An 11,403-nucleotide genomic window follows, 5' to 3' on the forward strand; every position below is an offset into this window, starting at 1 on the left:
CTTAAGAAAAATGAAAATTGAAATCATTTCAGGAAGCCCACGAAAAGAAAGTGTTACGTTTCGCGTAGCAAAGTATCTGCAGAAACATCTGAGTGGAATAACAGATGCTTCGGTGAACATTATAGACATGAAAGAACACGATTTGCCCTTTGTTCAGAAGGTATGGACATCAATGGATGCCGTTCCGGAAGAATGGAAAGAACTGGCACAACGTGTGTTTTCGGCAGATGCTTTTATTCTGGTAACACCCGAATACAACGGAGGGTATTCTCCTGCAATGAAAAATCTGTTAGACCATTTCCCGAAGCAATTACATAAACCCTTCGGCATTGTAACGGCATCACCCGGAGCAATGGGAGGCATGCGGGCCAGCCAGCAAATGATAAATCTGGTGGCAGCTTTATTCGGTGTGGCATCGCCACACATGCTGATTGTACCGGCAGTAGACAAAAAATTTGATGCAGAGGCCAATCTGACAGACCCAGCTTTCTTTAAAGCCATTGAGCTTTTTACCAACGAATACCTTTGGCTGGTAAACCGGATAGTCGCTCCAAAAGAGGTAGAACCCCATGCTTAGCCCCGGCAAAAGCCATCTAAATTATTACCAAAATGAAAGCGCGTAACGTTCAATACATCAGTTTGGGGCATGATGTTCAGGTAGGCCACATGCTGGTAAAACAACCTTTACCTGCCAGGGATATCAGGCAGGTGAGTCCATTTTTGTTATTACACCATGCTGTACCTACGTATCATAGCCCCGCTCATAGCACGCCCCGTTTGAGTCCGCATCCTCACCGTGGGTTTGAGCCAGTTACTTTTTTGGTTCAGGGAAAAATTCATCATAAAGATTCGCTGGGCAATGAAGGATTCCTGAATGCCGGTGATGTGCAGTGGATGACATCAGGCAAGGGAATTATTCATTCTGAAGGCCCATCGGCAGAGTTCTTGCAGACAGGAGGGAATTTTGAGTTAGTACAACTCTGGGTTAATCTGCCCCGCGCCCACAAAATGACACAGCCCAAGTACCAGCACCTGACCAAAGACACCATGCCGGTATTGACAGAAGTAGGCATAGAAATGCAATTGGTGGCAGGTAATTACAAAGGCAAAACCGGAGCTGCCTCTACTTTCTCGCCTATGCTGGCCATGATGGTTAATTTTGAGGCAGGTGCCAGAACTTTCTATGAAATTCCGGCTTCTTATAATGCAATTATATACGTGCTTGACGGAGAGATAAAAACCAACGAAACCACCGTTGAAAAGTTGAGTATGGTCACTTTTGACCACGAAGGAGAAGGCATAGACTTTGAGGCCATAACCAAAGGCAAGCTGTTGTTGCTGGCCGGAGAGCCCATTCAGGAGCCGCTTTCTACCTATGGCCCGTTTGTAATGAATTACCCAGCCGAACTGAAGCAGGCTATTGAAGATTATGAACTAGGGCGGATGGGTGTATTGGAAGAATAATTGGTTCTATGTATCCCCGGTATAGATTAAGTCTTACCGGGTATTTTTCTTTACAGGTCATTAAACCGCGTATTGCCGCCTAATAAACCGGAAAGGTGGCCAGAAGCCACCTTTTTATACATTATAAACATTCTCAAACTGGCTGCTTAAACCTGCATCAGGCAGAATTACTTTCAGGTGGTGTTTCAGGTGCTCCGCATAATCTTCCATTATAAAGGCCAGTGTAAAAGAATCGCTGCCCTCAATGCTGATGGTATGCTGCAAATAATCTGGGTTCACGGTTTCTATTATGTGCGCTATGTGCAGGTTATAGGCATACCAAAAGGCCACAATCTCTTGCCAGTTTCGGTTATTATATGCCTGTTGGGCTACCCATGAGTCCTGCGCGTAACTCACAAATTCCACGTGCGGTTGTGCCATTGCTCTCACAAACTTATGCTGGTTGTTGCTGGCCGAATCTATCAGATGCCCCAGAATCTCTTTTTTCGACCATTTATGCGGTTGGGGTTTTACTCCGGCTTCTTCTTCTGTAATCTCCTGAAGGGCAGGTAATACTTGTACAAGGGTTTGGCGCAGGTAATCGGCAACGGCTTTCATTTTATTGGTATATTTGTGGTAGATACTGATGTTATGATGGGCAAACATCTGCTTTGTGGATAGGGTTCCTTTTTTAAACGAACAGAACAATGCTTACTGACGAATATTGGAGCGAAAGATACAAAACCGGCCAGACAGGCTGGGATATTGGCTATGTTTCCACACCTTTGAAAACCTACTTTGACCAACTGACGGATAGATCAATAGCCGTTCTGATTCCCGGATGTGGTAACTCTTATGAGGCCGAATATTTGCTGCAACAGGGTTTTACCAATATCACACTCATTGATATTTCGGCGGTTTTAGTAGAACGTTTGCAGAGAAATTTACAATTTTACATTCAAAATGGCAGCTGTAGGGTAATCCATCAGGATTTCTTTACGCATCAGGGGCAGTATAATCTAATTATTGAGCAAACGTTTTTATCAGCATTAGACCCTTCATTACGTTCGAAATATGCTGAGCAGATGTATAATCTGCTTAAGCCGAAGGGCAGGCTGGCTGGCGTAATTTTTGATTTTCCGTTTGCTGGCGGGCCGCCGTTTGGTGGCTCAAAAGAAGAATACCTGGAGATGTTCAAGCCTTATTTTAAACCTGTAATTTTTGAGAGGTGTTACAATTCTATTGCGCCGAGGGCAGGGAACGAATTGTTCATCAAACTTGATAAACTATAAAAACCAAATCAACAAACCATATTTTTGAAAAAACAGTTTATGCAAAAAGTACGTAAAGCACAAGATTCGCTTACAGTAATGACCGAGATGGTTTTCCCGAACGACACCAATACTTTGGGAAACCTGATGGGGGGGAATTTAATGAGAATGCTGGATATTGCCGGAGCCATTGCGGCACAAAAGCACTGTAACCGGATAGTGGTAACGGCCTCGGTCGATAATGTTTCTTTTAAGGAAGCCATTCCTTTAGGCTCGGTAGTTACCCTTCAAGCCAAAGTAACCAGGGCTTTTAACTCATCATTAGAAGTAGGGATTGACGTGTGGGCTGAAAATATACCTGCCGGAACCCGGATTTATACCAATAAGGCTTTTATGACTTTTGTGGCAGTAGACCAGACCGGCCGGCCGATAGAAGTACCTGCGGTAGAACCTGAAACTGCCGAAGAAAAAGAATTATATGCAGGTGCGCTTCGCAGGCGACAGCTGAGGCTTGTGCTGGCTGGCAGAATGAAACCCGAAGAAGCACACGAACTGAAAGAGATATTTCAATTAAACGCATAGGCTGCTGCCTATGCGTTTTTTATATGGACTCGGCAAATATGCTGGTTTGTTCAAGCAACCACGACGTAGTTTTGAAAGCAAACCCTTCCTGCTTTAAAAAACTCAACAAACGGTTAAATCTTTTCTGCATTTTCAGCCCGTTGTTTCTACGCAGATAAAAAGGGTATTTCGCTCCATCAGGCATATTGGTATAATCGGTAAACTCCCACGGGTGAAAATACAAGTGTACGTACCCGTCTGCCTCGGCCACTTTTTTGCATAAATGAAAAAAATAAGACAAAGGGTAATTGTGAAACGCAATCCAGAAAAGCGGTAAACGCAAGCGCGGCGAAACCGAAGCAGGCACATGAATTAGTCCGTTTTGCTGATAAATGGTGCGCGGTATATGTCTGTAGTCATATCTGCCCGGCAGGTACGTCGGGTTATAAGATGCGTTATAACGATAACCCGCTTCAAGCAAATCTGCATCAGATACAGGCGCCATGCGAGGCATCCTGAACCCCTTAACTTCTTTTTGCGTAATGTTTTCTAACACCAGTTTAGAATTGCGCAGGTCGTCGGTTTTATGACTTGAATGATAATAATTATGTGATGCCACTTCGTGTGCCATACTTAAAGACCTGATGTTGTCTGGCTCTGCAAGGGCATAAATACCTGTGCAGTAAAATGTGGCACTTGCATTAAATCTATTCAGAATAGTAAGTAAACTTTGTAAACCCGCGCTTGAAGTAGCAATCTGCTCCTGCAGGCTCGCATTTCCGCCAAACTCAAAGGGCATATCAAACTCCTCAACATCAAAACTGAGAATAGCTGTTTTCATAAATATTGTGTTCCTGAATAATGTACAAAGGCCGTTCTTTATTCTGAATTAGTATTTTACCAATGTATAAGCCAATAATTCCTAAAATAAACAGGTTCAGGCCTCCAAAAAAGGCAATGGTCATCAGAACCGAACTCCAGCCGTCAACTGCATGGCCGCTGTAATAACTATATAATACATAGGGCAGATACAACATTGAACCAAAGGCAATAATAAAACCCAGATAAATAGCGCTGTGCAGTGGTTTTACGCTGAACGACGTAATACCAGCCAAAGCCAGTCTTATCATTTTTTTAAGGGTATATTTGCTTTCACCGGCAAAGCGTTTTTGAGGCTTATAAGGTATGTTGGTCTGGCGAAAGCCAATCCAGTGTATCATGCCTCTCAGAAAAACATCCTGCTCTTTTGATTCCCTGAGGGTTTTGGCTACCTGTCGGTCAATCAGCCGGAAGTCTGCCTGGCCTGGTTCCAAAGATAAATTGCTGATGTTATTCAAAACTTTATAAAACCACTGGCTGCTTTTCTTTTTGAACCACGATAAATCTCGGTCTTCTTCACGCAATGTATTTACTATGTTAACTCCCGTTTGTTCCCATGCGTTAATCAGCACAGGTATCATGGTGGGTGGGTGTTGCAGGTCGCTGTCCATCATAATAATGGCATCGGCGTCAATGGTATCAATTCCGGCTTTCAGAGCTACCTGCTGACCGAAATTTTTGGAGAACGACAAGTACTTAACAGAGTGGTCTTCTCTGGCCAGATTTCTGATTACACGCAGGGTGTTATCAGAGCTGCCGTCATTCACAAAGCAAAACTCAAACGTGTAGGGCAAAGTGTCTATCACGCTCTTCACGGCATCATAAAAGACAAGAATATTCTCGCCTTCGTTATATGCTGCCGTCAGAATGCAGATTTTTAGCCTTGAAATATCCATTTTTTTTCAATTGGGTAATGTTTTTCGGTTAGTAATTGGTATACGCAGGTAAACCATATCAGGCAACATGGGAATGCCTTTATTGAGTAAATTATAAACATTTGCCTGATATGATAAGGGAAAATATCTGTTGCTGATAAAGACGTGAACACCAGTGCCAGGCCGAATAGAATCCAAATTGGCCGTTTAATGGGGTGGTCCTGGGTAATAAACCAGATGGCTACACCAGATATGGCTACTATGTAAGTAGATGACTCGGAAGATGATGAAAATATCACCACGAATATCAGAATCGAGGCCAGATAGCGAAGCTGGAAAACAAGGTTGTCATACAGCTTTACACGTGCCAGCGGAGCCAGTTGTAATAAAAGACCCGGAACAATAAAGACCAGGTTTGACACCTGAAGGCCACCTACACGGCGAAACAATCCCAAGAGCGACACATCCTGCATGCTGCCTATGCCCTCTGAACCCGTCTGATTAGAAAGGTTTTTTTCTACCAGGCTGTGGTACCAGTCGACATAAGACTGCGCTACAAACCCTGGCGAACTAATGAGCATTGGCAGTACAAATAACACAGCCGCCCAGAATACAGCCGAGTAAATATATTTGAGTTTATGCTTAGAGAATAGCCAGAAAACCAGCCCTACAATACCGTAAAGTTTTACAAAGGCACCAATCATTACGAACAACACTGCCCAGAAATCCTTCTCTTCTTTAACAAAATACCAGGATAAAATAATAAGGCCTGCAATACTGGGGTTCACCTGCACATTGTGCGACGAAGTGTTCAGGTCAACCACACATATCATCAATATTATCCATAAGTCGCTTTTTCTGATGGGTAATTTAGTATAAGCAATATATAGAACCAAGGCGTGGAAGGTCGTCCAGAGGGTCAGTCCAACATAGTCAGGTAAAACAGCAAAAGGCGCAACAATCAGCCCAAAGAATGGCCCGTAGTGGTTGCTGTCATTGTATTCATTCGGATAAAGACTATAGAGGTTAGTCTGATGAATAAGATGAAAGAAAACACCCTTATAGATTGCGTAATTGTTGTACGATTCCCTAAAAAAATGAATGAGGCCATCAACCGCGGCCAAGATAAACCACAAGAGAAGTGGTATCTCTTTTTTTATTCTCATAAATAATAGAAATATGCAAAAACCAATGCAAGATAACGAAATGATTTTGAACTAATAATGTTTATTACAGAATTTGCTAGGTTTTAATTTATAATTAATTGCCGAAATCGGAATAAAACTCAAAGAAGAACAAAGAATGGCAAATTAAGGCTAACATAGCTTTGATAGCTTTTATAAGTAGCTGGTAGATTTGTTAAGCGGCTTGGCTATACGTTTTCTGGTATTAAATTATTTAGAGTAGCAAAAAAAAAGAGGGCAATTGCTTGCCCTCTTTCAGATATCACTAATTATTTAAAATTCGTCTTCGGTTACTTCTTCCTCTACCACAGCCAATTCAGGCTTTTTATGTTCAACAATGTTCTTTTTATCTTTGAATTTCTTGATTTTCGATTTCAGGGTTTCTACCACTATGTCGGTGGCTTCTTCAAAAGTATCACCTTTTTCTTCTACATAGATGGTCTGGCCGGGTACAATCAGTTTAACTTCAATTAATTTTTTATGCACTTTACTTTTTTCTCCTTTGTCGAGTTTTAAAAACACTTCGCCACTCACTACCCGGTCGTAGAAGGTATCTAATTTACTTAACTTGCTTTGAATGAAACTAACCAATCCCGGGTCAGCATCAAAATGAACTGCTTGCACATTAATCTTCATAACTCACAAATTTAAAGTTAACAATAGATAAATTGTTTAAAGTCACCCATTCGGTACCAGCGAAAAATTCGCTGAAACCTTCATGGCTTGCCTTAATCTTTCAAAGAACTTCCTTAGTACTAACGTAGGGAAAAAAACAATACAAGTCAAGAATTATCTCAATAAAATTACCTCGGCAAATTATATCTTCCTGCAATCTCAATAATGATGCGCAGGCAGCGTTTTAATGCCTAAAACATTTGGAACACACCCTAAACCTGTGTAGCTTTAAAAGCCTGAGCGTATGTTTTAAATCCGGATGGCTGTGTTTATGGCACACAGCCTGATTACCTGGTAAAGCCTCAACTTTTTTGTAAAATGAAGAGAACCATTCTGTTTTTTGCTGTTTCTACCATCTTATTTTCGTTTGTAGTTAACGACGAGCTGACTGATACCATTGTGAGTAAATTTAACCAATATGCCAGCCTTTACCCACAGGAAAAAGTATATCTGCACCTTGATAAACCTTACTACACAGCCGGTGAAACCGTCTGGCTTAAAGCCTACACCGTTGATGCCTCAACTAATCAGTTCAGCCAGAAAAGTGTACCATTGTATGTAGAGCTGATAGATAATCTGTTTGGAAAAGTGCTTGAAAGAAAAATACTGAAACTGGAAGATGGCACTGCCGCCGGAGATTTTGAACTGGCTGATTCGCTGCATAGTGGCTACTATCGTTTGCGGGCATATACCAACTGGATGCGCAATTTTGACGAAGACCTGATGTTTGTAAAAGACTTTAAGGTGCATAAAGTAGGGCAGGAGGTAACCCCCGTCAAGTATGATAGCCGTGAGATTGATTTCAGGTTTTTTCCGGAAGGCGGCCAGATTGTTGAGGGCATCAATAACCGGGTGGCATTTAAGGCAACTGATGTTACCGGAAATGGCGTAGATGTAAATGGCGTGGTATTTACGCAGGCCGGAGATACAGTAATGCGCTTTGAAAGCCAGCATCTGGGCATGGGAGAATTCGGCTTTAAAGCTGAGCCCGGAGAAACCTATCTGGCCAAAATAAGGTACCGCAATATTATGGAAAAAAAGGTGGCTTTTCCGCCAATAGAAAAAAATGGCTATGTATTGGGTGTAGAAGCTGTGGCCGATAACAACCTGATGCGTTTGTATGCCGGCCATAATTACAATAAACCTAGAGAAAGTGGCCAGATGGTGATTATCGGGCAGTCGCAGGGGGTTATTTGCTACATAGCCCGCACGCCTGTCAGTAATAAATCGGTGGCGCTTAAAGTACCAAAAGACAAGTTTCCTGAAGGAGTGGCGCAATTTACGGTTTTTGATGAAACGGGGCGGCCTCGCTGCGAGCGCCTCGTCTATGTTTTTCATGAAGACGACGTGAATGTGAGTATTATGCCCGATAAAAGTGCGTATAGCCCCAAAGAAGAAGTAAAGCTGAATATAAAGGCTACAAGTGCCGATGGCAGCCCCGTGAAAGGTAATTTTTCAGTGGTTGTTTCTGATAGCAGGCAGGTGCTTCTGCAACCCAATGAAGAGAACATCATGAATTATTTATTGTTGAGTTCTGAAGTAAGAGGAAAAGTTGAACAACCAGACTATTATTTTGAGCAAAACAAACCGGAGGTACGCAGGCACCTTGATGTGCTGCTGATGACACAGGGATGGCGCAGATTCAGGTGGGACGATATCCTGAAGCCATCTATTCCGGAACCCAGGTTTTTACATGAACAGGGTTTGAGTATTACCGGCGAAGTAACCCGGCCAAACGGAAAATTGTTTGAAAAACCCTTGACATTGACCTACATGATGTGGCTGGACAACGACAAACGCCATTTTGGAGTTGGTGAGGCCGCTACCAATGGCTCATTCCTGATTTCTGATCTGGACTACAGCGGGCAGGCCAAAATACTGGTGCAGGCAGTGGCTGGTAAATTAAACCGCAATACCAGGATTTTTATAAACAAGATGGTATCGCCCAAGGTGCAGGTGGTGGCTATTCCGTTTAATCCGATAACCTTTGATGAGTCTGACCTGGCCGATTATCTGAAAAGAACACGTGAAGCACTTGAAATTGCCCGCATACTGAAAAACCAGCGTGAGCGGCTTTTGCAGGAAGTGGTTGTGAAAGCCAAAAAACATATAGAGCGTGAAGATCGCGTGCTTTACAGCCACGCCAGCAATACACTGAAAATTACCCCCGACATGAATTCGTATGCTAACGTTCTGGATTTGCTGAGAGGAAGGGTACCGGGTGTGCAGGTATCAGGCAGCCCCATGAATCCGTCAGTTACTATCAGAGGGCTGAGCTCAATTACCGGTTCATCTGAGCCTGCGTTTTTGCTTGATGGCATGATGGTTGACAAGCAAATGATATTATCTATACCAGTTTTTGATGTTGACCGCGTAGATGTGCTGAAAGGTGCCGACGCAACAATTTATGGTTCTCGCGGTGGTAACGGTGTTATTTCTGTGTTGACCAAACGGGGTGGCTCCGACCCGGTGGGGCCTACAACCGGTATTGAGGTAGCCGAAGTAAACGGCTATGCAATACCCAAAGAGTTTTATGCGCCGCGCTATAATGAAGCCAGTCCGGAAGATTTTCAGTCAAATCCCAGGCCTGATTATCGGTCTACCATTTTCTGGGCGCCGGTTGTAAAAACAGATGAAAACGGGCAAGCCAAACTTTCATTTTTTAATACCGATGCATCTGCCCAAGTGAGCATCAGGCTTGAGGGGCTTTCTTATGATGGCGTACCCATCCGGGCAAAAGCTGGTTATTTAGTTAAAAAATAGCTAACTTGGCATAAATATGAGCCGTTACCTATTTGGGCAATATAGAATTGGCAGTTTTATTGCAAAACCAGGAAAAAATTTTACATTTGCCAGGCTCATAGCTTTAAAACCAACCAATAATACACATCAGCACTCTATAGATGATTTCAAAAAAAGCAAAATACGCATTAAAAGCCCTAAAGCTGCTTTCTGAAAGATTTGAATCAAAACAACCGGTTCTTATTGCCGAAATAGCTGAAAAAGAAAACATTCCGAAAAAATTTCTGGAAGCTATATTGCTTGAATTGCGTAATAACGGAATATTGCATAGCCAGAAGGGAAAAGGTGGGGGGTATCAGCTCCGGTTGCCTCCTGAGCAGGTAACCATAGCTAAAATAGTGCGTATAATAGATGGCCCTATTGCACCAATGCTTTGTGTGTCGTTACACTTTTATGGCAAGTGCGACGATTGCGACGATGAAGTAACGTGCCGTATCAGACCAATTATGGAGAAAGTAAGAGACGCCAATCTGGCTGTTTATGAACATACTACTTTAAAAGACCTGATGGAAGAAGCCCCGTTGCTGCCCGCGCATAATAATCCTTAAATTTTGATGCAGATGCAACCTTGCTTACCCAAAGCAGGTTCTTAAATATATGATGGGCACCCTGTTTGATAATTCTTCTTTGCTGGCAGAGAAGAATTGTTTTTTAATAGGGGTCTTTCTTGGCTCTTATCTTTTCTTCTTTTTTTTCTTACCCGAATAGCCACTTTTATGGGTCTTAATGGCAGGAGCTTTTAATTTCTTAGGATTTACTTTCAGGGCTTCAGGCTCGGCAAAGTACGCAAAAGGCTTTAAATCGGCTGCAATTCTCGCGTCAAGCAAGGTAGCCGCGTTTTTCAGCCAGCCGTAAGTATTTACAGGAAACGGATTGCCCTCTTCATCAACCCGTAAATAGGTTAAATGCAGATGTGTGTCTGAGCGTTTCATATAGGCATTGTACCCGGTACGGCCTATAATAGATATTCTTTGCCCGGCTTTTAAGGTATCGCCGGTTTTTACATAAATCTCTTTCTGATGCGCATAATACCATAAACCACCAGAAACTGTATCAAAAACCCAGATATAATTACCGCCTCTGTACTCGCTACCGGGCTGCCATTCGGTTTCAGTGCCTATCACAATACCGTCACAGACTGATAAAATACCCACGTAGTCGCCTGTGCGGTCATCTTTGCAGTCCTGATTTTTATCTTTAATAAAGATATCATGTGCGGGGTGGCTGCCTTTGGCGTTCTGGTCGAACAAATCATAGCCTTTGTCTTTATATCCATTACCAGCACGGCCGCCAACAGCGCGGTAGTCAAAGCCTTGTAAAGGAAAAATAATACTTACTGCTGACGAATCATAGGCAGCTGTCGGATACGCTTTTTTAAGGGTAAGCATGATAGACTGAAATCTTTCGCGGGCTTCTTCTGGTGTAACTTTGTATTCTCTTATATCTGCCAGCAGAGGTTTATAATCCTGAATGGCTTGTAAGTAGCTTTCATAGGTTACACCGGAGGTGTCTTTCTGTAGAATCAGAAAATTGAGACAGAAGGCAAAAATTTTAATCATACTTCTCAATGGGATGGGTGGTATTGAAATAGAATATTCTGGTAAAACCAATACCAACGCACAAATAAAGCTATTTTTTTATAACTTTTATAATGATTTTATTCTGAGACTGCCCCGGATTTGTTTTTAAATAGTCATTCGTGTTTTAATACAA

General features: G+C 42.6%; 12 protein-coding genes. 6 read left to right on the top strand and 6 right to left on the bottom strand.

What is annotated here, in order from left to right; genetic code table 11:
• Positions 1 to 10: 10 nt before the first annotated feature.
• The gene (locus tag C0V77_RS15405) at positions 11 to 577 is read left to right on the top strand and encodes an NADPH-dependent FMN reductase (protein ID WP_101727483.1); all 567 of its coding nucleotides are present in this window, start codon (positions 11 to 13) and stop codon (positions 575 to 577) included.
• A 32-nt stretch (positions 578 to 609) separates the two neighbouring features.
• A complete protein-coding gene (locus C0V77_RS15410) occupies positions 610 to 1,464 on the top strand; it encodes a pirin family protein (RefSeq protein WP_101727247.1) in 855 nt (284 codons plus the stop codon).
• Between the two features lie 114 nt (positions 1,465 to 1,578).
• Here the strand turns inward: C0V77_RS15410 and C0V77_RS15415 are convergent, their stop codons facing one another.
• A complete protein-coding gene (locus C0V77_RS15415) occupies positions 1,579 to 2,109 on the bottom strand; it encodes a DinB family protein (RefSeq protein ID WP_229236297.1) in 531 nt (176 codons plus the stop codon).
• A gap of 41 nt (positions 2,110 to 2,150) precedes the next feature.
• On the opposite strand from C0V77_RS15415, the gene C0V77_RS15420 reads away from it, so the two are divergent.
• On the top strand, positions 2,151 to 2,735 hold the full coding sequence (locus C0V77_RS15420) for a methyltransferase (RefSeq protein ID WP_101727248.1): 585 nt from the start codon (positions 2,151 to 2,153) through the stop codon (positions 2,733 to 2,735).
• Between the two features lie 39 nt (positions 2,736 to 2,774).
• A complete protein-coding gene (locus tag C0V77_RS15425; protein ID WP_101727249.1) occupies positions 2,775 to 3,296 on the top strand; it encodes an acyl-CoA thioesterase in 522 nt (173 codons plus the stop codon).
• A 19-nt stretch (positions 3,297 to 3,315) separates the two neighbouring features.
• Here C0V77_RS15425 and C0V77_RS15430 read toward each other — a convergent pair whose 3' ends face one another.
• The 4 genes from C0V77_RS15430 to C0V77_RS15445 all read right to left on the bottom strand — a co-directional run bounded on the left by C0V77_RS15430 (position 3,316) and on the right by C0V77_RS15445 (position 6,849).
• Complete coding sequence (locus tag C0V77_RS15430; protein ID WP_101727250.1) at positions 3,316 to 4,116, bottom strand: polysaccharide deacetylase family protein; 801 nt, start codon at positions 4,114 to 4,116, stop codon at positions 3,316 to 3,318.
• Entirely contained in the window at positions 4,091 to 5,050 is a 960-nt protein-coding gene (locus C0V77_RS15435) for a glycosyltransferase family 2 protein (protein ID WP_101727251.1), read from the bottom strand. The genes C0V77_RS15430 and C0V77_RS15435 overlap by 26 nt, the downstream gene beginning before the upstream one ends.
• A complete protein-coding gene (locus C0V77_RS15440) occupies positions 5,032 to 6,195 on the bottom strand; it encodes a glycosyltransferase family 87 protein (RefSeq protein WP_101727252.1) in 1,164 nt (387 codons plus the stop codon). Before C0V77_RS15440 ends, C0V77_RS15435 begins: the two co-directional genes overlap by 19 nt.
• Before the next feature lie 291 nt (positions 6,196 to 6,486).
• Complete coding sequence (locus C0V77_RS15445; protein WP_101727253.1) at positions 6,487 to 6,849, bottom strand: HPF/RaiA family ribosome-associated protein; 363 nt, start codon at positions 6,847 to 6,849, stop codon at positions 6,487 to 6,489.
• Between the two features lie 357 nt (positions 6,850 to 7,206).
• On the opposite strand from C0V77_RS15445, the gene C0V77_RS15450 reads away from it, so the two are divergent.
• Together C0V77_RS15450 and C0V77_RS15455 are read left to right on the top strand one after the other, a co-directional pair.
• A complete protein-coding gene (locus C0V77_RS15450) occupies positions 7,207 to 9,651 on the top strand; it encodes a TonB-dependent receptor plug domain-containing protein (protein WP_101727254.1) in 2,445 nt (814 codons plus the stop codon).
• A 140-nt stretch (positions 9,652 to 9,791) separates the two neighbouring features.
• Entirely contained in the window at positions 9,792 to 10,238 is a 447-nt protein-coding gene (locus tag C0V77_RS15455) for an Rrf2 family transcriptional regulator (RefSeq protein WP_101727255.1), read from the top strand.
• Positions 10,239 to 10,364: 126 nt separating this feature from the next.
• Here C0V77_RS15455 and C0V77_RS15460 read toward each other — a convergent pair whose 3' ends face one another.
• A complete protein-coding gene (locus tag C0V77_RS15460; RefSeq protein WP_101727256.1) occupies positions 10,365 to 11,249 on the bottom strand; it encodes a M23 family metallopeptidase in 885 nt (294 codons plus the stop codon).
• Positions 11,250 to 11,403 lie beyond the last annotated feature (154 nt).

The organism is Emticicia sp. TH156 (assembly GCF_002855535.1).
Classification (GTDB): domain Bacteria; phylum Bacteroidota; class Bacteroidia; order Cytophagales; family Spirosomataceae; genus Emticicia; species Emticicia fluvialis.

What these genes read in the sequence shown, in the direction of transcription:
- C0V77_RS15455 (WP_101727255.1), top strand. Translation starts at nt 9,792, where the DNA reads ATGATTTCAAAAAAAGCAAAATACGCATTAAAAGCCCTAAAGCTGCTT.
- C0V77_RS15445 (WP_101727253.1), bottom strand. Translation starts at nt 6,849, where the DNA reads ATGAAGATTAATGTGCAAGCAGTTCATTTTGATGCTGACCCGGGATTG.
- C0V77_RS15430 (WP_101727250.1), bottom strand. Translation starts at nt 4,116, where the DNA reads ATGAAAACAGCTATTCTCAGTTTTGATGTTGAGGAGTTTGATATGCCC.
- C0V77_RS15415 (WP_229236297.1), bottom strand. Translation starts at nt 2,109, where the DNA reads ATGTTTGCCCATCATAACATCAGTATCTACCACAAATATACCAATAAA.
- C0V77_RS15460 (WP_101727256.1), bottom strand. Translation starts at nt 11,249, where the DNA reads ATGATTAAAATTTTTGCCTTCTGTCTCAATTTTCTGATTCTACAGAAA.
- C0V77_RS15410 (WP_101727247.1), top strand. Translation starts at nt 610, where the DNA reads ATGAAAGCGCGTAACGTTCAATACATCAGTTTGGGGCATGATGTTCAG.
- C0V77_RS15440 (WP_101727252.1), bottom strand. Translation starts at nt 6,195, where the DNA reads ATGAGAATAAAAAAAGAGATACCACTTCTCTTGTGGTTTATCTTGGCC.
- C0V77_RS15425 (WP_101727249.1), top strand. Translation starts at nt 2,775, where the DNA reads ATGCAAAAAGTACGTAAAGCACAAGATTCGCTTACAGTAATGACCGAG.
- C0V77_RS15405 (WP_101727483.1), top strand. Translation starts at nt 11, where the DNA reads ATGAAAATTGAAATCATTTCAGGAAGCCCACGAAAAGAAAGTGTTACG.
- C0V77_RS15420 (WP_101727248.1), top strand. Translation starts at nt 2,151, where the DNA reads ATGCTTACTGACGAATATTGGAGCGAAAGATACAAAACCGGCCAGACA.
- C0V77_RS15435 (WP_101727251.1), bottom strand. Translation starts at nt 5,050, where the DNA reads ATGGATATTTCAAGGCTAAAAATCTGCATTCTGACGGCAGCATATAAC.
- C0V77_RS15450 (WP_101727254.1), top strand. Translation starts at nt 7,207, where the DNA reads ATGAAGAGAACCATTCTGTTTTTTGCTGTTTCTACCATCTTATTTTCG.